Origin of the sequence: Pedobacter sp. PF22-3 (assembly GCF_026239555.1) — a bacterium.
Lineage (GTDB): Bacteria > Bacteroidota > Bacteroidia > Sphingobacteriales > Sphingobacteriaceae > Pedobacter.
Genome location: NZ_JAPIVP010000005.1, coordinates 219,148 through 239,979, shown reverse-complemented (window position 1 = coordinate 239,979; position 20,832 = coordinate 219,148). Strand labels below are relative to the sequence as shown.

The 20,832-nt window shown below is 38.9% G+C and carries 20 protein-coding genes; 7 read left to right on the top strand and 13 right to left on the bottom strand.

The features are described from left to right. Positions 1-19: 19 nt before the first annotated feature. The 7 genes from OQX63_RS09295 to gltX all read right to left on the bottom strand — a co-directional run bounded on the left by OQX63_RS09295 (position 20) and on the right by gltX (position 9,246). Positions 20-604: a chemotaxis protein CheB gene (locus OQX63_RS09295; RefSeq protein WP_265850598.1), complete on the bottom strand. Its 585-nt coding sequence runs from the start codon at positions 602-604 to the stop codon at positions 20-22. Continuing rightward, positions 589-1,404, bottom strand: coding sequence for a CheR family methyltransferase (locus tag OQX63_RS09290; RefSeq protein ID WP_265850661.1), 816 nt, complete (start codon positions 1,402-1,404; stop codon positions 589-591). Before OQX63_RS09290 ends, OQX63_RS09295 begins: the two co-directional genes overlap by 16 nt. A gap of 6 nt (positions 1,405-1,410) precedes the next feature. Continuing rightward, positions 1,411-1,782, bottom strand: coding sequence for a response regulator (locus tag OQX63_RS09285; protein ID WP_265850597.1), 372 nt, complete (start codon positions 1,780-1,782; stop codon positions 1,411-1,413). Between the two features lie 13 nt (positions 1,783-1,795). Beyond that, positions 1,796-5,380 (bottom strand): response regulator, encoded by a 3,585-nt coding sequence (locus OQX63_RS09280; RefSeq protein ID WP_265850596.1) that lies wholly within the window; start codon positions 5,378-5,380, stop codon positions 1,796-1,798. 18 nt (positions 5,381-5,398) lie between these two features. Next, complete coding sequence (locus tag OQX63_RS09275; protein ID WP_265850595.1) at positions 5,399-6,532, bottom strand: sensor histidine kinase; 1,134 nt, start codon at positions 6,530-6,532, stop codon at positions 5,399-5,401. Positions 6,533-6,635: 103 nt separating this feature from the next. Beyond that, positions 6,636-7,478, bottom strand: coding sequence for a neutral zinc metallopeptidase (locus OQX63_RS09270; RefSeq protein ID WP_265850594.1), 843 nt, complete (start codon positions 7,476-7,478; stop codon positions 6,636-6,638). Positions 7,479-7,737: 259 nt separating this feature from the next. Further along, positions 7,738-9,246 carry a glutamate--tRNA ligase gene (gltX, locus tag OQX63_RS09265; RefSeq protein ID WP_265850593.1) on the bottom strand — a complete coding sequence of 503 codons (1,509 nt, stop codon included), beginning with the start codon at positions 9,244-9,246 and terminating at the stop codon, positions 7,738-7,740. Between the two features lie 226 nt (positions 9,247-9,472). On the opposite strand from gltX, the gene OQX63_RS09260 reads away from it, so the two are divergent. From OQX63_RS09260 to OQX63_RS09250, 3 genes are read left to right on the top strand one after another with little or no spacing between them, the layout of a single operon-like run. Then, positions 9,473-10,681, top strand: a complete 1,209-nt coding sequence (locus OQX63_RS09260) for a sensor histidine kinase (protein WP_265850592.1) — start codon at positions 9,473-9,475, stop codon at positions 10,679-10,681. After that, on the top strand, positions 10,662-11,171 hold the full coding sequence (locus tag OQX63_RS09255; protein WP_265850591.1) for a DinB family protein: 510 nt from the start codon (positions 10,662-10,664) through the stop codon (positions 11,169-11,171). The genes OQX63_RS09260 and OQX63_RS09255 overlap by 20 nt, the downstream gene beginning before the upstream one ends. Then, positions 11,161-11,583: a hotdog fold thioesterase gene (locus OQX63_RS09250; protein ID WP_265850590.1), complete on the top strand. Its 423-nt coding sequence runs from the start codon at positions 11,161-11,163 to the stop codon at positions 11,581-11,583. The genes OQX63_RS09255 and OQX63_RS09250 overlap by 11 nt, the downstream gene beginning before the upstream one ends. Positions 11,584-11,627: 44 nt before the next feature. On the opposite strand, the gene OQX63_RS09245 is transcribed toward OQX63_RS09250, so the two are convergent. Together OQX63_RS09245 and OQX63_RS09240 are read right to left on the bottom strand one after the other, a co-directional pair. Next, entirely contained in the window at positions 11,628-12,611 is a 984-nt protein-coding gene (locus OQX63_RS09245) for a serine hydrolase domain-containing protein (protein WP_265850589.1), read from the bottom strand. 135 nt (positions 12,612-12,746) lie between these two features. Then, positions 12,747-13,109, bottom strand: coding sequence for a DUF6249 domain-containing protein (locus OQX63_RS09240; protein ID WP_265850588.1), 363 nt, complete (start codon positions 13,107-13,109; stop codon positions 12,747-12,749). Between the two features lie 232 nt (positions 13,110-13,341). On the opposite strand from OQX63_RS09240, the gene OQX63_RS09235 reads away from it, so the two are divergent. The 4 genes from OQX63_RS09235 (at position 13,342) to OQX63_RS09220 (ending at position 16,072) form a co-directional block, all read left to right on the top strand. Then, complete coding sequence (locus tag OQX63_RS09235) at positions 13,342-13,908, top strand: Crp/Fnr family transcriptional regulator (RefSeq protein ID WP_265850587.1); 567 nt, start codon at positions 13,342-13,344, stop codon at positions 13,906-13,908. A 69-nt stretch (positions 13,909-13,977) separates the two neighbouring features. After that, positions 13,978-14,298, top strand: a complete 321-nt coding sequence (locus OQX63_RS09230; protein ID WP_265850586.1) for a DMT family transporter — start codon at positions 13,978-13,980, stop codon at positions 14,296-14,298. Between the two features lie 713 nt (positions 14,299-15,011). Further along, the gene (locus OQX63_RS09225; RefSeq protein ID WP_265850585.1) at positions 15,012-15,593 is read left to right on the top strand and encodes an RNA polymerase sigma factor; all 582 of its coding nucleotides are present in this window, start codon (positions 15,012-15,014) and stop codon (positions 15,591-15,593) included. Continuing rightward, a complete protein-coding gene (locus tag OQX63_RS09220; RefSeq protein ID WP_265850584.1) occupies positions 15,590-16,072 on the top strand; it encodes an anti-sigma factor family protein in 483 nt (160 codons plus the stop codon). Before OQX63_RS09225 ends, OQX63_RS09220 begins: the two co-directional genes overlap by 4 nt. Before the next feature lie 120 nt (positions 16,073-16,192). Here the strand turns inward: OQX63_RS09220 and OQX63_RS09215 are convergent, their stop codons facing one another. The 4 genes from OQX63_RS09215 to OQX63_RS09200 all read right to left on the bottom strand — a co-directional run bounded on the left by OQX63_RS09215 (position 16,193) and on the right by OQX63_RS09200 (position 20,779). Next, a complete protein-coding gene (locus OQX63_RS09215) occupies positions 16,193-16,720 on the bottom strand; it encodes an RBBP9/YdeN family alpha/beta hydrolase (RefSeq protein WP_265850583.1) in 528 nt (175 codons plus the stop codon). An 87-nt stretch (positions 16,721-16,807) separates the two neighbouring features. Continuing rightward, a complete protein-coding gene (locus tag OQX63_RS09210; RefSeq protein WP_025141747.1) occupies positions 16,808-16,999 on the bottom strand; it encodes a cold-shock protein in 192 nt (63 codons plus the stop codon). A gap of 104 nt (positions 17,000-17,103) precedes the next feature. Beyond that, a complete protein-coding gene (locus OQX63_RS09205) occupies positions 17,104-18,030 on the bottom strand; it encodes a hypothetical protein (protein WP_265850582.1) in 927 nt (308 codons plus the stop codon). A 232-nt stretch (positions 18,031-18,262) separates the two neighbouring features. Beyond that, entirely contained in the window at positions 18,263-20,779 is a 2,517-nt protein-coding gene (locus OQX63_RS09200; RefSeq protein ID WP_265850581.1) for a zinc-dependent metalloprotease, read from the bottom strand. Between the last annotated feature and the right edge of the window lie 53 nt (positions 20,780-20,832).

Genomic DNA, 20,832 nt, shown 5'->3' with positions numbered 1-20,832 from the left:
ATTAATCTCCGAAAAGCAATTAATCATTTAATTTATTTATATATTGAGCCATATCGTGGCTATCCAATATTACATGCGGCTTAACATTAATAACCGCCTGCTGCGGCATATATGGCATTATAGCCGTATTTGGATTCTGTATAACTGCCCTTCCCCCTAATCTGTTTACGCATTTTAATCCTTCTACCCCATCTGAATTAGAGCCTGAAAGTAAAATACAGACTAACTTATCTTTAAAAACTTCAGCTGCAGATTGAAAGGTAACATCGATCGAAGGTCGGGAATAATTTACTTTTTCAGAATAATCTAAAGATATACTTCGGTCTTCCTCTATCAGCATATGGTAATCTGCAGGGACAATAAAAACTTTACCCGGTATTAAAAACTCCTTTTCATCTGCTTCGCCAACGGCCAATGTTGTGCGCGATTTTAATAAATCGGTTAAAAGAGATTCGTTACTGGGCTTCCGGTGAACCACTATTACAATAGGAAAACGGATATCACTCCTTAAAGCCGGAAAAATTTCTAACAAAACATCTAAGCTTCCGGCTGAGCCACCAATAATTAATGCCTCACAAGATGTAGAACCTATAGTTTGCGCCATATTTTCTCCATTTTAACCCTTTTATATTCTCTCGCCTTTGGCCAAAACTCCAAACTTTCTTTACTTCCCAGTGCAAGATAGCCCAATTTCTCGATGCTACTATCAAACAGGTTGAAAACTTTATGCTGTAGCCCTTTATCAAAATAAATTAATACATTTCTACATAAAATCAGTTGAAACTCGTTAAAAGAATGGTCTGATACGAGGTTATGCGTAGAAAAGATCATCTTACTGTTTAAGCTTTCATCAAATTTTGCCAAAGAGTAGTTCGCAGTATAATAAGCAGAGAAATCCTTTAACCCACCTGATTGCAGGTAATTTTCAGAATACTGTTTTAAATAAGTTAAAGGAAACATACCCTTTTTTGCCTTTTCTAAAACCGATGGATTAATATCTGTAGCGTAAATGAGTGATTTATGCAATAAATTGAGCTCTTTTAAAACAATGGCAAGGGAATAAGCTTCTTCTCCGGTAGAGCACCCAGCCACCCATATCCGGATAAATGGATAGGTACCCAGCACAGGCAGGACATCATTGCGTAATGATTTGTAAAACGAAGGATCTCGGAACATTTCGGTAACATTAACCGTAATTTCCTCTAAAAAGCGCTTAAAGTATTGCTTATCTGTCTTAACCGTATAACGAAACTCGGCAAAACTTACAAAATTATCCAGTCCGTAAAGGCGTATAATTCTTCTTTTTATCGATGCAGGAGAGTATTCCAGAAAATCATAACCATGATTTTCTAAAACATCATTCAACAGGATCTCTACCTGTTCGTTATCTATCACATCACTTATCACCTTTTATTTTGTAAAATTTTCTATTTGCTTTAATAATTCATCAACATTTATGGGTTTTGAAACATAACCCGATGCGCCTGCACTCAGGCAGCGCTCCTTATCACCAACCATGGCCTGCGCCGTAACTGCCAATACAGGTATATTCTGCATTTTATCTGATTTTTTCATTGCCGCTATGGCCTGATAACCGTCCATATCCGGCATCATCATATCCATTAAAACAACGGCAACATTATCGTGCTTTTCTAAAATAGAAAAACCATCGTGTGCACTTATAGCAGATAAACAATCAAAACCTTTGGCCTTTAAAACAGCTTTTAAAGCAAAAATGTTTCGGTTATCATCATCAATGATGAGAATTAATTTTTGAGGCATAAAATAAAATGTTTTATGATGTATGATGATTTTCGTATAACCAAACCCTTAATAACGATATCAGCTGATCCATATCTACGGGTTTGCTGATATAATCTGAGGCACCCGCAGCAATACATTTTTCACGATCGCCCATCATCGCCTTGGCCGTAACGGCCAAAATTGGCAGGTTGCGGTATTTGATATCCTGCCTAATGGCTGTTGTAGTTTCGTAGCCATCTAGTTCCGGCATCATCATATCCATTAAAACCACATCAATTTCGGGGTTTTCATTTAGTAGCTTAAGGGCTTCCTTCCCATCTATGGCGGCTATCACTTTCATCTGGTGCTGCTCTAACATTTTGGTTAAAGAGAAAATATTGCGCACATCATCATCTGCAATGAGAACCGTTTTACCGATCAATACATCCTGCAGCTCGGAAAACTTTTTAGGTGTTTTGGTTTTCTCCTTGCTTTTTTCTTCTACGAGGTGAAGAAATAGCCCTGCTTCATCCAGAATACGCTGATATGAATGCGCTGTTTTAACCACGATTGAATCAGCATATTGTTTAATCCGGTTTTCTTCACCTTTTGATAGGTTTTTACCCGTAAAAATGATGATTGGTAAATTTTCTAGGCCAGGTGTTTTCTTCACCACTTCAAGTGTTTCATAAGCATGTTTATCCGGGATGCCCATATCCAAAATCACACAGTTAACCTCTGGCTTATGCAGGGCAGAAACGCCTTCGTTTACCTGGTTAACAATTTCTGTCTGGATATTAAAATTGCTTAGAAAATAACTTAACGCCTTGGCATGCTGCTCATTTTCTTCTACAATAAGTACTTTTTTAGGATGACGGCTTAAGGCATGCTCCAATTTTGAAAAGATCTCTTGCATGTGCTCAAAGGCAAAGGGTTTATTGATAAAATCTACTGCACCTTTAAGCAAACTTTCTTTCTTCACCTGCAAAGAAGACATAATGTGTACTGGTATCGGGCGTGTAGCGGGATCCGATTTCAGCTCTTCCATTACCTGCCAGCCATCTTTAACAGGGAGTTGGATATCAAGTAAAATGGCAAGCGGTTTAAAAGTTTTCGCCATTTCAATCCCCACGTCGCCACGAACGGCAACCAAACCTTTATAGTTTCTCTTCCGGGTAAAATCTAAAAGTGTTTTAGCAAAAGGGGTATCATCTTCAACAATTAAAATCACCTTATCATCAGGCTCAATATGATCACGATCATCCTCAATCTCTTGCGGAATATTTCCTACGGTTAAGTGGCTTACTCTTTTTACCGGGGTTTCGAAAGCCGTTAAAGGTTTCTCTGTTTGGGGTACTACACTTTCAAAGCCTTTAATTTTATCAATGGGCAGGGTAAGTGTAAAAACACTTCCTTCACCGTCTGCACTTTTTAAATCGATGTATCCACCCAATAGTTTAGCCAGCTCTCTACTAATTGAAAGCCCAAGGCCTGTACCACCGAACTTGCGGCGCGTAGAGCCATCGGCCTGCTGAAAAGCTTCGAATATCATACCTTGTTTTTCTGGTGCAATACCCACACCAGTATCGGTAACTTTAAATATCAGTGCGCCTAATTTTTCATTGGTATGGATATTTAGGGTTACGGAACCTACCGTAGTAAATTTAATGGCGTTTGATAACAGGTTTTTAATAATCTGCTCCAGCCGCATTTTATCAGTATGAAAAAATTCAGGGACTTCTGCCGATTTTTCAATCGTGAAATTTAGATTTTTATCCTTAGCTAAGGGGTTAAATAAAGAACGCATACTGGAAACAATCTCGTCAACCTTAACATTTGTCCGGTCGAGTTCCATTTTGCCTGCTTCAATTTTAGAAAGGTCTAAAATTTCGTCGATTAAACTTAAAAGCCCTTGACCAGAGCTTTGAATAACCGCTGCGTATTCCTGGTGTTCAGGATCCATGGCTTCATTTTCGGCCATTAATCTTGATAATAGCAATATTGAGTTGAGCGGGGTTCTTAACTCGTGCGACATATTGGCCAAAAATTCTGATTTATACCTTGTGCTAAGTTCTAAAGCTTCTGCCTTTTGTTGAATCTCAATATTCCGTTCTTCAATCAGTTCGTTTTTTTCTTCTAGTAAGCTACTTCTTTCTTCAAGTTCCTGGTTACTCTGCAGCAATTCTTCCTGTTGCACCCTTAATTCTTCTTCACTGGCCTGAAGTTTCTGTGCCTGCGCTTCAAGTTCTGCATTTAAACCTTCTAATTCGCTATGCTGAACCTGTAATTCTTCTGATTGTGCCTGCGTTTCTTCTAACAATTGCTGCAGTTTTAGCCTGTTCTGCGCACCCAGCAATGCGGTACCCACATCAGATAAAACCAGTTTTAAAAAGTGTAATTGCAGATCGCTGTATTTACCAATCGTACCTAATTCTAATCCACCTATCGAAATTTCATTTCTAATTATTGGTAGCACAATTAGTTGTGCTGGTTTAATATTCCCGGTGGCATGCGTAATAGACAATTCGTTTTGAGGCACATCCTCCAACAAAATAGGTTTACCTGTTTTAACCACCTGACCAATCAAACCCTGACCAATTTCCAGCGTTTCGGTTAAATTCTGACCTTTTAAAGCATATTGACCTTTTAAATGCAGGTAACCATCATCTTTAAATAAATAAATGGCACCGATCTGGCTTTTGGTATAATTAGCCAAAAATTCTATAATATCTTCTGCCAGGTGGAAAACGTCTTTTTCGCCAACCATTTTCACGTTCAGGTTAGCTACTCCGGTCTGCAACCATTCATTCTCTTCTAAAATATCAAAAGATTTTTTTAGTGATGCCGACATGGTATTTAACGATTCGGAAAGTTCGCCAATATCATCCCGGCTTTGGCTATCGAGTTTTACGCCATAATTACCATTAGAGATCTGAACTGCGATTTCTTTAATGGCCGCAATACGTTTCTCCATCTCGTATTTTTTATCCTCAATTTCTTTTTGAAGTTTAACACGTTCATCAAAATCGATAGATACTTTTCGATAAAAGAACAGGGTAATGAGTATAGCAAGAACCGCAGCTATTAAAATCAAAATCGGCGTATAAGAAGTCAGTTTGTTCAGTTCTACCGTACGGGTTTCGAGTAACCTGCGTTCTTCTTTCACCATGCGGCTAACAACATTACGAGCCTGGTCCATATAGATTTTTCCTTCTAAAAGTGCTGTTGGATCGATCTGCCCACCCAGCGATTTGATTTCTATTGTAGAAGAAATGATATTGAGCCTACGGGCCAGGATATTTCTTAATTCAGCAACATTTTTCTGCTGAATAACATTGTCTTTCGTTTGTGCCTCTATCCTTTTTAAAGCTTCCATTGCCGTGTCGGTAGAGCCATAATAAGGCTGCAGAAATGTTTTATTTCCCGTTAGCAGGTAGCCCCTTTGCCCGGTTTCCGCATCTTTCAAGGTAGAAATTACACCTTCAGTGGTTAAAATTACTTCATCGCTATGTTTAACCAGTTCAGTGCTTTTAATCAGGTTACCAATACTTACGTAAGAGGCCAGTGAACTGATAAATAGAATAATTAGCGATAAGCCGAGGCCTAAACGTAAATTATTTTTAAGAGTTGTTTTCATTATATGGATTAAGGGTAATTAGATCTGGTTTTTAAGGATTTCTTCTTCGGTAATAGGAACGATAAAGTAAAACTCCGATCCTTCATCAGGAACACTGTTTACACCGATGGTACCGCCATGACGGTTAATAATTTCAGAACAGATGTATAAACCGATCCCCAGGCCGTTAAACCGGTTACTGCTTTCTTCTACACGATAAAATTTATCGAAAATTTTATGCTGCTGTTCTTTTGAAATACCGATACCAAAATCTTTAACGGCAAGATAAAGTTTTTCATCCTTGATATTCACGGTTACGTTAACCTGATTGGTGCCTGGAGCATATTTAATGGCATTGGTAATAAAATTGATAACCACTTGTTCCAGTCTCATTTCATCACCAAAAATCATTTCTTGCGTTTTGCCCAGTTTCGTGATTTTAAAATCGGGATTAGATTGCTGCAACATCTCAATGGCATTACTTACCATGTTATCAGCACAAAAAGTTTTCATATTAAACTTCATCTTTCCGCTTTCAATTTTCGAGATATCAAGCAGATCAACAATTAATTCGTTCAGTTTTTCGAGTTGGACACTGGCCTTTTCGAGGTGATTTTGGGCAATGGCTTTATCATCCCTTTTAATGCTCCGTTGCAACAGCTGAATATACCCCTTTACACTGGTTAAAGGCGTTTTTAGTTCATGGCTGGCAATACTGATGAATTCGTCTTTTTTATGTTCGGCCTGCTTTCTAAATTCAATTTCTTCGAGCAGTTTTTCCTGCACCTCATTGAGTTTTCTATTCTGCTCGTAAATGCGATAAAAAGTTTTTATTTTAAGCAGTAATACATTAATATCAACTGGCTTGGTGATATAATCCAATCCACCGCTCAGGTATCCTTTGGTAATGAATTTTAATTCTGTATTTACAGCAGAGAGAAATATAATGGCTGTATCTTTTGCCTTGCTGAAACCTGAAATGGCTTCAGCTACTTCAAAACCATCCATATCCGGCATCTGCACGTCGAGAATAATCAGGACATAATTATTTTTTAAAACTTTTTTCAGCGCTTCTTCGCCAGATGATGCGGTATCAACCTCAAAATTGTGTGCCTGGAGTACTTTCTGTAACGAGATCAGGTTTTCTGGCCTGTCATCAACTATAAGAATCATCTTGATTAAAAAAAATAAGAAGCCGGGATAATTATGTTTGGTTTGGAGATAGAATCTCTTTAACTGTAAACAAACAACCTGGTTTTAAAAATGTTTTGATTTTTTATAAATTATTTGAATTGAAGGTATCGCCCTGTTTAATATCTCCTGTTTCAAAACCTTTTTTAAACCAATACATCCGCTGTGCAGAAGTACCATGGGTAAAAGAATCGGGCTGCACTTCGCCAGTAGCCTGTTTTTGTAATTTATCATCGCCAATGGCATTGGCCGCTGTTAATGCTTCTTCTATATCGCCTTCATCCAATTTGAAATCCTTAAGATTTTGAGCATTGTGCGCCCAAAGTCCGGCAAAAAAATCGGCTTGCAATTCTAATTTCACCGATAAGCGGTTATATTCTTTTTCGCTAACCTGGTCACGTGCCCGATCCAGTTTTTCTGAAATTCCCAATAAATTTTGAACGTGATGACCAACCTCATGTGCAATTACATAAGCTTGTGCAAAATCTCCGGCAGCGCCAAAACGATTTTTTAAATCATCATAAAATGATAAATCGATATAGACTTTATGATCTCCCGGGCAATAAAATGGCCCCACATTAGCGCTGGCTTTTCCACACGCTGTTTGCACAGCTTCCCTAAATAACCTGAGTTTAGGATATTCATACTGCTTGCCCATTGCCTGAAACTCCTTATCCCATACCTGTTCTGTTGATTCTAGCACACCCGATACAAACTGTGCCTGTGGGTCGTTAGCCGGCACACCCTGTTTAACTTCTTCAGTGCCCGTGGTAGCTGGAACCTGACCAACCAAGCCAGTTAAATCTTTGCCAAAAATTAGGCCGAGCACCACAATTATGATACCCACACCTCCGCCAAGGATGGTTTTTCCACCACCGCCACTCCTACCGTCTTCCACATTATTACTGCCTTTTCCAAACCATTGCATAATCTATATTTTAGTTTTATGAATAAACCTCAGTTACCCGTGAATTGTTAGACTAAAGTATAAATTATTTTTATTGATTTATTCTTTTAGGTTGTGACTATAAAAGAAGCCAGATTTCCTGTTCAAGATACTATACTGGTTTTATCTCATCAATATCGTTACCTAACCTATAGCGCAATGGAAAGCTACACCGTACTGTGCATATAAAAAGAAGTCAAACTTTTAAAAGTTTGACTTCTTTGAAGATACTTCAACAATATTATGCGTTAAAAACAGCTATTGCTTTGGCTATTCTTGCTTTAGTTTCTTCTGCACCCAATAATACCGCAATATCAAAAACGCCCGGACCAAATTTACCGCCTACCAGCATAATCCGGAATGGCAGCATTAATTCACCCGGTTTAAAGCCTTTTTCTTCAGCTAAGGCTTTAAAGGCTGCTTCAGCAGAAATGGCATCACTTAATGTTAAATCAGCGGCAAAACTATTAAAGAAATCAGCCTTTTCAACTGTCCATTTTGGTTTTACCGAATTCACATCATATTCTACAGGTGAGGCAAAAAAGTAACGGCTCTGTGCCACAAAATCAGGCAATAAAGGGCAGCGATCTTTAATCAGATCGATAACGGTATTTAAAAAAGCATCGTCATTAACTTCTACACCTGCCTTTTCGAGCTCCGCTTTTACGCTTGGTGCCAAGCGCTCTGCACTCTCCGCTTTAATCCACTCGTGGTTATACCATTTGGCTTTTTCGAAATCGAATTTAGCGCCTGCTTTACTGATTCTTTCTATCGAGAATTTTTCTTCCAGCTCTTTTAAAGAAAATAACTCCTGGTCGGTACCATCATTCCAGCCTAAAAGGGCCAGCATATTAATAAAAGCTTCGGGCATAAAGCCCATTTCTTTAAATCCTTTGGTTACATCTCCGGTTTTAGGATCGGTCCAGTTCATGGGATAAACCGGGAAACCTAACCGGTCTCCATCGCGTTTGCTTAATTTTCCATGTCCATCTGGCTTTAAGATTAAAGGTAAATGTGCCCAAGCTGGCATATCCGTTTCCCAACCCAAATACTTCCAAAGTAAAATATGCACCGGTGCAGAAGGCAACCATTCTTCCCCTCTAAAAGCATGACTAATTTCCATTGCTTTATCATCAACCACAACTGCTAAGTGGTAAGTTGGCATTCCGTCGGCCTTTAATAATACTTTATCATCAACCAAGGCCGTTTCGAAACTTACATCGCCTCTGATTAAATCATTAAAATGTACAATTTCATCACCTGGCACCTTAATGCGGATTACATGTGGTGTTTTGGCTGCCAACAACTCTTCAACCTCACTAATGGTAAGGGTTAAAGAATTACGCATTTGCATGCGCGTGGCCTGCCCGTATTGGAAATTTGGAATTTCTTTACGTTTGGCATCTAAATCTTCCGGGGTATCGAAAGCATAATAAGCGTAACCATCGCTAATTAACTGTTCGGCAAATTTGCGGTAGCTGGGTTTGCGTTCGCTTTGGCGATATGGCCCATAAACCCCCGGGTTATCCGGGCTTTCATCTGGTGTAATACCGCACCAGTCTAAACAGTTTACAATATATTGTTCAGCGCCATCAACAAAGCGGTTTTGATCGGTATCTTCTACACGAAGTACAAAAGTTCCATTATTTTTTTTGGCAAACAAATAATTGAACAGCGCAGTACGCACACCACCTAAATGCAAACCTCCGGTTGGGCTTGGGGCAAATCTTACTCTAACTTTTTTATCCATGATTAAGCAAAGAGCAGGGAGTTATTAGCTTAGAGCCATGGTGCAATCCATGCTCAATGCGCCGCGCACTATGCTCGCTACAAAGATATATTTTTCATCCATTTTATCGAGTTTTCATCTGTGATGAAACTACTAGGTTTTCGACATGATTATTGGGGAGGTTTTGAAAAAGCATAATGGTTTGATGTTTTTTTCGTTTTGTTATTGTAATTTGGCTAGCTAAAGCATGAATCCCTATCAAAAGAAACGCCGCTGGAAGTTCTTCCTTCTCATTTTTGCCATCTTAATTGGCATTGCTTCAGTATTTTACACTGATTCTTTCGTAAAAAAAATGGAACGCGAAGAGGCAAACCAGTTTCACCTTTGGGTACGGATTCAGGAACGGGCCATGTTTCTTTATGATAATGATGATTACCGCGATGTGGTAGAAACCGTTAGAAAAAATACCAAGACCCCTGTAATCATGATTGATTCTGCAGGAATGATTACTTCTTTTTTTGGATTAGACAGCACTAAAACCAATTACCCTGTTGCAGATACCAAACTCACCTACGATAGTTTATATTTTGTACGGCAGTTAAGGCAAATGAAAGCTCAGCATCCACCTGACGAAATGAATATTTTTGGCCGCAAATTTAAAGCATACTACCGTGACTCATTTATTTTGACTCAGTTGAGGTATTTCCCATATATCCAAATGGGGGTGATCTTCCTTTTTCTTTTAACAGCTTATGCAGCATTCAGTTCTGCCCGTAAAGATGAACAAGACCACGTTTGGGTAGGTTTGGCGAAGGAAACAGCACACCAGTTGGGCACACCGATCTCATCACTTATGGCCTGGACAGAACTGATGAAATCTAAATTTGATGCTGAAGATGATCCGCTGATTGCCGAAATGGAAAACGACATTAAGCGACTGGAAATTATTACAGACCGTTTCTCAAAAATCGGGTCAAAACCTATCCTTGAAGATCATACGGTTTATATTGTAGTGAGCGATTTTATCCGTTATTTTAAAGTACGCACTTCAGACAAGGTTAAATTTAGCATTACTGGCGATGAACAGGTGCGTGCAATGTTAAACGTCCCATTGTTTGATTGGGTGATTGAAAATCTGCTCAAAAATGCGGCAAATGCCATAGAAAATGAAGGCTCGATCTCCATCAATATTATAGAAAATTTAGCCAAAGAGCAGGTATTTATCGATGTGAGCGATACCGGAAAGGGTATTCCAAGATCAAAATTCGATGCCGTTTTCCAACCTGGCTATACCACACGTAAACGTGGCTGGGGACTCGGTTTATCACTTACCAAACGGATTGTAGAAAATTACCACAGTGGAGAAATCTTTGTAAAAGAATCTGAACTGGGCAAAGGCACAACTTTTAGAATAATATTAAAAAGCAGTTTAAGATATGAACCGACCACAGCCTAACGAATATCCAACTTGGGGCGAAACCTATATCAGTAAAGTTAACGGAGATATTTTCGAAATTTTAAACGATCAGATCCAAAGTCTTCCAGCCCTGTTTAGGGCGAACGCCGATAAAGCTGATTACGCTTATGCCGAGGGTAAATGGACATTGAAAGAAATGTTAGGCCATATTATTGATGCTGAACGTGTTTTTGCTTATCGCATTACTTGTTTTGCCCGAAAAGAGCAGCAACCTTTACCAGGTTTCGAGGAAGATGAATATGTATTGAACGCCCGCTTTACCCAACGTGACCTGGAAGATCTGATAGAAGAATTTATCGCCCTGCGTAAAGCCAACTTATACCTTTTTAAATCTTTAAATGAAGAAGAGCTGAACAGAAAAGGTATTGCCTCGGGCAGAGAAATTAATGTAAAATCTATTTTATTTATTGCTGGTGGCCATATTATCCATCATGTTTCTATTTTAAAAGAACGTTATCATGTGGTTTAAGAACTTTACGGTTGATGAGCTGAACAACCGCCCTAAAAATCATTTAGGCGGGCTGCTTGATATTCGCTTTACTGAAATTGGCGAAGATTTTATTACCGGAACCATGCCTGTTGATGAACGCACACACCAACCTGCAGGCATTTTACATGGTGGTGCCTCTGTAGTTTTAGCAGAAACCTTGGGTAGTATTGCCTCTTATATGTGTATCAATCCTGAAAAACATGTTGCTGTGGGCTTAGAAGTAAATGCCAACCATTTGCGGCCTGTAAAAAGTGGTTTGGTTAAAGGCATATGCAAACCCTTACATATTGGGGGCAAAACCCACGTTTGGGAAATAAAAATTTACGATGAGCGAGGCAAAATGAACTGCATTAGCAGGCTAACTGTGGCGATTATTAACAAACCGCAATAAAAAGCATCACTACTTGCAATCAGGTGTTATCAATTAACAACGGTTTACTTACTTTTGGTTAACTGCGCTATAACCAACCGCGCTATATTTTCGGTAAGTAGAGTTGGCGAATTGCAATCACAGTTGGTGAGCCCAACTACGTAAATATCTTCGCTAGGTACGTAAATGCCCATGCTTTTGAACCCAAATATACTGCCACCATGCGCTCTGATTGGTAAACCATCCATCTCTTTAATGTGCCAGCCATAACCATAATTAAATTGTTCACCATTGTTTAATTTATAGCTTGAAAATGCTTTAGTTGTTTCCTTTGTATTTAGCACTTTATTCTGGTTTAGCCCGTTTTGCCATTTCAACAAATCAGCTAAAGTAGACATTAACGAACCCGAAGAAAAGGGCACACTAAAATTAATTGAAGTTTTATTTACATAAGCATTTTCTTTCTTTTGGTAACCATAAGCGCGATTTTTGATGATCTGCCTATCATTAGCGTAATAAGAATGGCCCATATCCAGCTGATCAAAAATGTGGCGTTGAATAAAATCTGCATATCGCTCACCAGAAACAAGTTCGATAAGGTAACCCAGCAACACATAGCCAGAGTTGTTGTATTCAAAACGCTCGCCTGGAGCAAAGTCAACTGGTTCATCCTTAAAAAAATCGACCATCATTTTAGCTGTCATCTCCTTTTGGGCAATACTGGCAAGCGATTTCATTTTGGTGAAATCTTTAATACCCGAAGTATGGGTAAGTAAGTGGTGTATGGTAATTTTATTGCCCGCAGGGTAACCTGCAATGTATTTGGCAATCGGATCGTTTACATTCAATTTACCTTGCTGCTCCAAAAGCAATATGGCTACAGCTGTAAATTGCTTTGTCATAGAGCCCAGCTGAAAAACACTTTCAGTATTAAGCTTAACGTTCAGCTCAAGATTAGCCTTCCCAAAAGTCTTCTGGTAAATTACCTTTCCTTTTTGGGCAACCATAAACGCACCTCCGGGACCTTGCCCATCCGAGATTACAGTCATGATTAAACTATCGATCTGATCATTCAGCTTTTGCTTTTGGGCCTTCACTGCCGCCGGCATGAGCAAGCAGCAGCTTAGTATGGATAAAAAGCCAAACAGTATTCTGATCCTTTTTCGTTTCACGTTTAAAACTAATTAGGATTTATCTTTCTCAATCGCTTTCTTCTCTACCAAAAACGAAATAATTAAGCCCAAACCACCAAAAACGCCCAGGCAGCCAAAATAAACCGCTACAGCTTGAGAGGCTTCGGCATGCGTCATTTCGCCTCCAAACATACTCCTTACTACTGTAAGGGCCACAAGCAGTCCAATGCCTAAGCCTACAAGCAATAAACCAAATTTTAAACTCAAATAAGGTTTTGGGGCCGATTTACCTATGCCTGGATTGATTCCTCGCTCAATCATGGCCATTTTCTCTTTGTTTGCTAAATAACGAATTCCAAATACCATTGCGAATCCGCCTAAAAAAAGTGCGATGGGAACTAATATACCGTTCATAATTATAATTTTTTTATGTGTTAATATGCTATTGTTTAAATTGAACCGTGTTCTGTGTATTATGACTACATGTTTTTTAATCAGGTTACACCTGTGATTTAAAATATTTAATAAGCAATTGCTGGGTTATACCCGAAAAACAATCAATTGCTAAAACCATTTGCAAATAATTAATGCTTTACTAAGCGGTACCGGTTAAAACATTCCTACTTTTGTAATAAAGCCTCCTGTTTTGATTGAACAACTTAAAGATATACCTGTTTTTAGCTCCTTAAGTGATAATTCGTTTCATGAGTTTAGCAATTACATGGAGTGTGTTCAATATCCAAAAGGTACCACAATCATTCATGCAGATAAAGTAGAGCCCTATTTTTATGTACTTAAAAGTGGTATTGCACGGGCTTATAGCGACGGCGAAAACCAACAGATTACCTTTTGGTTTGGACAAAAAGGTGATGTACTTTTTTCGTTCAATAGCTACATTAATAATAGCACCGGGTATGAGAACATTGAATTATTAGAAAACTGTAGTCTAATTCGAATCAGGCTAACTGATCTCTTTTCGCTTTATAACAGACATTTAGAAATTGCCAATTGGGGCAGAAAAATTGCAGAACAGGAACTTATTGCCACCGAAAGAAGATTAATTGATCGGGCTTTTAAGGGAGCTGCGGAACGTTACCAGGAGTTTATAACGCAATCGCCTGAGCTGATTAAAAGGGTGGCCCTAAAACACATCGCTTCCTACCTGGGTGTAACGCAGGTTACCTTGAGCCGGATCAGGGCTAGCTACAAATAATTTCATTTTTTAACATTTGTAAAATGTTACCCGGTAAATGTGCCTTAAATTTGCAGAAACACATTTATCATGAACTGGATGATCCTAATTATTGCCGGCCTTTTTGAGGTAGGCTTTACCACCTGCCTTAAATTATCAAACAATTTTTCGAACATAAAATGGAGTACAGCTTTTTTTGTATGTATAATTTTAAGTTTCTTATTGCTAAATAAAGCTACGCAAACCTTACCCATGGGTACGGCCTATGCCGTTTGGACAGGCATTGGTGCCGTAGGAACAGTAATTATCGGGATTTTTTACTTTAATGAACCCGCAACCTTTTGGCGGATCTTTTTTATCTGCACGCTTATTGGATCAATTGCCGGACTAAAGTTTTTCGCTTCGCATTAGCAGCCATCAACTTCCGAAGTTTACCAGGGCCAGCGCGTTGACAGAACTTCGGAAGTTTTGCCATGGCCCCACCAATCTATCTAACACCTAATTTTTCTTTCTTTCGGAGCGCAATGCCTCTGCAAGAAATAACCTAGTTCCCGTGTTCCGCTTTTACGCTTCGCCCTGGGCTAATTAGCCAAAAGCAATATTTATTCGGCGGTTTGCAAGGTTGCACCAAACGTTGTTGATAAACGCGATGGCAGCGGCAGCCCCGAAGCATGAGGGCTAAAGCGGACAGCGGGACTGTAATCCGCCATGAAGCGCAGTCCTTTCATTTCCAAATCGAGAAAAGTATAGGGTTGATTTATCTATTTCGAAGCGCAATGTCTCTGCAAGAAAATAACCTAGTTCCCGTGTTCCGCTTTTACGCTTCGGGCATCGTTCCTCTGCCCTGCAGGGTAACACTTCACCCGGGGCTAAATGGCAAAAACCGCATTTCATTTTTAGGTTTTTCAAGGCGCCACAACTTTGTGCGTAAACCTGATGGCAGCGGCAGCCCCGAAGCATGAGGGCTATAGCGAACAACAGGACTGTAATCCGCTATGAAACGCAGTCCTTTCATTTCCAAAAAATTTTACTTTTTGCGTTATTCACCTAACTCCCCATAATAATCTTTTTAATCGTGCTTCACCTGTAACCTCGTTCTACCTGATGTAGTCTTACTACTAAACATGGAGCAAAACACCACAGATTTAGCGCTGATCCAAAAAGTATTGAACGGTGAAACCGATCAGTATGCTTTATTGGTGAAACGCCATCAGCGGTTTGTATTTACACTTGCTTTAAGGTTTTCGAAAAACAGGGAAGATGCCGAAGAAATTGCACAAGATTGCTTTGTAAAAGCATATAAAGCATTGGGAACCTTTAAACAAACAGCTAAATTTAGTACCTGGCTGTACACCATTACCTACACTACGGCCATGACATTTTTAAGGAAAAAACGTTTAGATACTACTTCTATACATGATGAAGATACCGTTTTGCAACTCGAAAATCAGACCTCCAGTTTTAACGCGAATGGGTACGAGAGGCAAGACAGTCATGTTTTTTTAAATATGGCCATTACCCAGCTCTTACCTGATGATGCTGCTATTATTACCTTATTTTATAAGGGCGAACAGAGCTTGGAAGAAATTGGCGAAGCATTGCACATGGAGCCTAACACCATAAAAGTAAAGTTGCACAGGGCCAGGCAAAGACTTAAAGAAAAATTACAATATTTGTTAAAAGATGAAGTAAAGGAGTTACTATGAACACTATAGAACAACAGCTTTGGGATTATATTGATGGGAATTTGGATGAATTTTCAAAAAAAACCATTGAAGAAAAAATTGAATCTAATGCCGGGATTAAAACTCAGTATGAGGAGCTATTAAAACTTAATTCGGCTTTTAATGCGCTAGATCTTGATGAACCATCCATGTCTTTTACCAGAAATGTGATGGAAAGCATTGCCTTAGCTCCTGCCCCGGTAGCGATGAAAACCAAAGTGGATGAAAAGATTATTTACGCAATTGGCGGCTTTTTCATTGTTTCACTCTTATCCTTATTTGGCTATGTGCTCTACAACTCGAACCTCAGCATGCCTAAACTTGGCTTTAACGTTACCCTGAACTTTAATTTAGATCAGTACATCACGCCTACTGTGCTGTATAGCTTCTTATTTTTCGATCTAGTGATAGGATTGGTATTTCTCGATCAGTTTTTAAGGAAAAAATTTGCTCAGAAGTAAGATGAATTAGGCTTTTAATTTTCATTTCGACTGGAGTGCAGCGAAACGGAGCAATCTTTTAGACAGTAATAAATAGATTTCTCCGCTACGGTCGAAATGACGAGTTGTTAAGAATAAATTTTAACCGAATTTTTTTAAAATCTCTAATCCCTTTGGCCACTCACCAAACCCCGACGCAGCATTAATATGTCCGGCATTACCGATATTGATGAATTCACTTCCCCAATTTTCGGCAAAAAACTCAGCCCGTTCTAATGTTACCCACTCATCGTTTGAACTGGTTACAACAATGCTCTTAAAGTTGATTTTATCTAACGGTACATGATCAAAACCAACTGTATCGAAAGTATAACGTGGCGCTTCCAAATCGCTGGGCGCAACCAATAATGCACCTTTTATTTTCTTTTGATATTCTTTTGCCCAATTTGCAATTGCAATACAGCCTAAACTGTGTCCAATTAAAATTACATCGGCCAAATCATAGCCAACGAGGGTCTGTTCAATCGTTTCAATCCAATCTTTACTGGTCGGTTTATCCCACTCCAGTTGATTGATCCGGGTAAAATGATCACCAGATTTTTCGAAATACGTTTGCCAATGATCAGGGCCTGAATTACCCAAACCAGGAATAATAAAGTAGTAGCTCATAAATAGTGCTATGAATCCAGCTCGTCATAAAATAAAAAAGGCCGCCATCGCAAGAAAGCAGCCTCATCTTTAAATATGATAAATAAATTAAATTACTTTCACATTAACGGCATTTAAGCCTTTTTTACCGTTAGCAACTTCGTACTGAACTTTGTCGTTTTCACGGATTTCGTCGATAAGACCTGTTGAATGAACAAAAATTTCGCTATCGCCATTTGCAGGTACGATAAAGCCAAAACCTTTAGTTACATTGAAGAATTTTACTGTGCCTTCTTGCATTGTATTAAATATTAAAATTAAGTATGCAAGGTAAGTTTTAATTTTTAAAATTAAAATAAAATTTTAACATTTTTTAACGTTAAGATTTTGTAAACAACAGATTATTAAGGCTTTTTATTTGCTTTACCAATCATTGTTAAAGTAATTTCGCTATTATGCGGAATCTCTAACGATGTTCCAGGAGCTACATCAAAAAGGTTTCTAACATAAATATCCGCTATTCCCTGGGCTACCTTTTTTTTGGCTTCGGCATTTTCTGGAAGTATATTATAAACCGTTTTTACATGTATTCCTCCCTGAAAATCAACAATGGCCGCAACCTGGTAAGCAAAATCTTTATAAGCGCGGTCTATCCGGATAATATACTGTGGAAACATGTAATCATAAGCCTCGGTTCTGTTATTTGTCCGGTCTACTGTACTGATTTTTTCAACCCTTGCAATTTTGCTTTTAGGAATAAATTGAACCGGGCTTGTAGCAGCAAAAGCACTATCGCTATTTGCGTTAACCTGGGCAGAACGTTTCTCGATAAAAGCGGTGTCGGCTTTGGTTGGTTTTTGCAGATCTTCGGCTTTGGCTTTTAATTTATTTTTAATATAATCCTGCGCATAAAAGGTCATGTTTACATCAGAGCGAACATCCGCGGCAATCACCTTTCCATCAACCTGGATCCTTTGAAAAACCAAACTATCTTTACTGATGTGTTTTACCTTAAAAAATTCGGCCGCGAAATTATATACATTGCCATGATCGTATTGCAGGTAAAAATTCTGCATCCTATTCTTCTGAGGGCTCCATGCCGACATGGTGTCTTCTTTAACTACTTCGATAATCCATGATGGTTTTTGCATAAAACCATCCCGATTAAAAGAATACCCATCTTTAAACCGTCGCTTTACTTCAACATAACGGATACCTTTTACAGGTTCAAAAGTAAAATCCCTTAACGTTGGATTGCTGGTTTTAGCGCCATAATTACAGGCAGAAAGCATCAGCACAAAAAAGACAAGGTATATTGTATTTTTAATCATTTCAACAAAAATATTGGGCTAAAATAAGTTTTTTTAACCAGAGGCAAACACGGTTGTTAAAGGTGAATGCATGTTTATCTCCTAATTTGTTTTTTCAATGAGATAACATTGGCAAGCTAGATGACGCAATCTATGAAAATCTGTAAAATTTAGTCTAAACAAAAAACGGAGCGATCAATTTAATGATCGGCTCCGCTTTTTTGAATCTTGAATGAGAGAATTCACTCATTAATTATTTCTTCGGATCTAAAATGTTTTTAATTCTGATATTTAAATCTTCGTAATGTGCTTTGGTAATGGCATCTCCTGCTGCTGCCCTGGCTTTGGTAGTAGCCAATAAAGTTTTGAGTTCTGCCCTAACCAATGGCCTGATATCAGATAAGCCAACATTGATTGGCGTTAAACCATAACTCGCTGCATAATCTACCGGGAATCCAACCGGAAGTTCGTTTTCTTTAGTCATTAAATCCTGCAAACGATCTACGTAAGCACGTTGTAAATTACGTTTAAATGCATCTGCTCTTCCGGCAACAAAAACCGATGATCTTAAGTCGGTAAATAATTCAGGCAAGGTATATGCTTTTGCTGTACCATTTTTAGTTTCATTATCCAGCAAGCGTGCGATACGGGATGCAGATAGCAAATTGCCCAGCGTGTTTGTTTGAACACCTTTAATGCGGTTTAACAATACACCATTATCAAATTTATTTAATTGATCATTGCTGATTAACCAAAGCGGTGTAGTAAATAATTGCTTGTTGAAAAAATCAACCGCTTCTTTTTGTTTTGCTTTAGGTAAATAGGCATAAACAGGCCCTTTTTGATCGTAGGTTTTAAAGTTTTCGCTTAAGCCTCCAACATTTGTAGCCACATGCCCCATGTAACGGTTAAACTGGCCAACAATTTCAGTGTAAATTTCTTTTAAATCGCTGTAATCTTTTCCTTTTTGATAAGTCCATTTTTCTACGTTTGGAAGGATGCGTTTTAAATTGGCAATACCATAAGTACTTGCTTTCATTGCATTGTCGCCCAAATCTTCGCTCTGCAAACGGGGATCTAGTGAAGTTCCCTGGCGGCCGTAGAAATACAAAGGATTACCTGCATTTTTTAAAGTCCACTGGTCTAAAATTTCTTTTTCCTGCTCTGCAGTTTTGTTTCCAGGAATCCAGGAATAGCCCCATTTCACTACCCATTTATCGTATTCTCCAATTTGAGGGTGAAGTTTCGTTACACCATCGCCAGGTTGAGCAATGTAGTTGAAACGTGCATAATCCATAATGGATGGTGCTGTACCATGTTTATCTGTAAACGTTTTTGAACGTAACGAATCAACCGGGTAAGCGTAGCTTGAGCCAAAGTTATGTGGCAAACCTAAAGTATGGCCTATTTCGTGTGACGAAACAAAACGGATCAACTCGCCCATCTGTGCATCAGTAAATTGCGCTTTACGCACATCAGGATTAATGGCTGCCGTTTGTACAAAATACCAGTTACGCAACAGGTTCATTACATTATGGTACCAACCGATATGCGTTTCCAAAATCTGACCAGTACGAGGGTCGCTAATGTGCGGACCATAGGCATTTGCTATATCTGATGCAAAATAACGAACCACCGAATACCTGGAATCTTCTACGCTAAACTGAGGATCTTGTTGTGGCGTAGGTGCTTCTTTACCCATAATGGCATTTTTGAAACCAGCGGCTTCGAATGCCACCTGCCAATCGTTAATTCCCTGAATTAAGAAAGGCACCCATTTTTTTGGTGTTGCAGGATCGATATAAATTACAATCGGTTTTACAGGTTCTACTAATTCACCACGTTTATAGGCATTTGTATCTTTCGGAACCAAATTCCAGCGATGAATATAGGCGGTACGCTCTGCCTTTTGTGCATTGCTTCCGTAATCGATTTGAGATTGACCAAAAAAACCAACTCTGCTATCCATTATCCTCGCTTTTACAGGCGTTTTTGGCAATAATAACATCGATGTATTAAACTCGAAAGTAACGGCTCCATTACTGTTATCAGTTGGAGATTCTGCCGCACGGTAAGTTTTAGCTGTTTTGACTTCAACATTAATCGGAAAAGTTTTTATCGTATCGATATAAGAGCGTGAGCCATCGTACATCGTAACTTTGTAAGCCTTGCGGATCTGATCTGTAGCGCCAATGGCCATAATATCACCGTTATAAAAATCGGTAACATCAATCACAACGCCTGTAGTATCTTTATTATACGCTTTAATTTCAAAACTGGCTAAAATCTGCGCAAGATTAGAGTTTTGTACCGATTCGTACATATCGCTGTTCGGGTCGGCTTTGGTTGAATAGCTTGGTACACGGATGTAAACCTGTTTACCTCTACGCTCCCATTTCCACACCTGCTCGTTTAATTCTTCACCACCGTATTGCTGGTTGCCTACTTTAACCCCAGCCGGTACTTTTGCCAAACGGGTAACGACAAGCATTTCTCGGTTAATCATCGAATCTGGTATCTCAAAATACCACTTATCGTCCACTTTATGTGTTTTAAATAAACCGTTTGTTGTTCTTGCCTTTGCTGTAATTACTTCGGCAAATGGTTTAATGCCTTCTTTTTTTTGTGCCGCTGCCGGGGTTGCAGCTGGAGTTGTTGGAGTGCTTCCTTTAGTTGTTTTAGACTTTTTCTGGGCATATACCGAACCTGTTCCGGCTACACCAAATGCTACGATACCTGCGAGGGCAAGTACCTTAAAATTTTTCTTCATGTGTTATACAGTTAGTTTGCTTGGCAATAAGAGGTTAAAGTTAAAGCCTTGTT

Bases quoted from the DNA above. Each gene is read 5' to 3' on its own strand.
- OQX63_RS09220 (WP_265850584.1), top strand. From the start codon at position 15,590: ATGAACACTATAGAACAACAGCTTTGGGATTATATTGATGGGAATTTG.
- OQX63_RS09245 (WP_265850589.1), bottom strand. From the start codon at position 12,611: ATGACTGTAATCTCGGATGGGCAAGGTCCCGGAGGTGCGTTTATGGTT.
- OQX63_RS09260 (WP_265850592.1), top strand. From the start codon at position 9,473: ATGAATCCCTATCAAAAGAAACGCCGCTGGAAGTTCTTCCTTCTCATT.
- OQX63_RS09285 (WP_265850597.1), bottom strand. From the start codon at position 1,782: ATGCCTCAAAAATTAATTCTCATCATTGATGATGATAACCGAAACATT.
- OQX63_RS09230 (WP_265850586.1), top strand. From the start codon at position 13,978: ATGAACTGGATGATCCTAATTATTGCCGGCCTTTTTGAGGTAGGCTTT.
- OQX63_RS09275 (WP_265850595.1), bottom strand. From the start codon at position 6,532: ATGATTCTTATAGTTGATGACAGGCCAGAAAACCTGATCTCGTTACAG.
- OQX63_RS09200 (WP_265850581.1), bottom strand. From the start codon at position 20,779: ATGAAGAAAAATTTTAAGGTACTTGCCCTCGCAGGTATCGTAGCATTT.
- OQX63_RS09250 (WP_265850590.1), top strand. From the start codon at position 11,161: ATGTGGTTTAAGAACTTTACGGTTGATGAGCTGAACAACCGCCCTAAA.
- OQX63_RS09255 (WP_265850591.1), top strand. From the start codon at position 10,662: ATGAACCGACCACAGCCTAACGAATATCCAACTTGGGGCGAAACCTAT.
- gltX (WP_265850593.1), bottom strand. From the start codon at position 9,246: ATGGATAAAAAAGTTAGAGTAAGATTTGCCCCAAGCCCAACCGGAGGT.
- OQX63_RS09295 (WP_265850598.1), bottom strand. From the start codon at position 604: ATGGCGCAAACTATAGGTTCTACATCTTGTGAGGCATTAATTATTGGT.
- OQX63_RS09215 (WP_265850583.1), bottom strand. From the start codon at position 16,720: ATGAGCTACTACTTTATTATTCCTGGTTTGGGTAATTCAGGCCCTGAT.
- OQX63_RS09270 (WP_265850594.1), bottom strand. From the start codon at position 7,478: ATGCAATGGTTTGGAAAAGGCAGTAATAATGTGGAAGACGGTAGGAGT.
- OQX63_RS09205 (WP_265850582.1), bottom strand. From the start codon at position 18,030: ATGATTAAAAATACAATATACCTTGTCTTTTTTGTGCTGATGCTTTCT.
- OQX63_RS09210 (WP_025141747.1), bottom strand. From the start codon at position 16,999: ATGCAAGAAGGCACAGTAAAATTCTTCAATGTAACTAAAGGTTTTGGC.
- OQX63_RS09240 (WP_265850588.1), bottom strand. From the start codon at position 13,109: ATGAACGGTATATTAGTTCCCATCGCACTTTTTTTAGGCGGATTCGCA.
- OQX63_RS09225 (WP_265850585.1), top strand. From the start codon at position 15,012: ATGGAGCAAAACACCACAGATTTAGCGCTGATCCAAAAAGTATTGAAC.
- OQX63_RS09280 (WP_265850596.1), bottom strand. From the start codon at position 5,380: ATGAAAACAACTCTTAAAAATAATTTACGTTTAGGCCTCGGCTTATCG.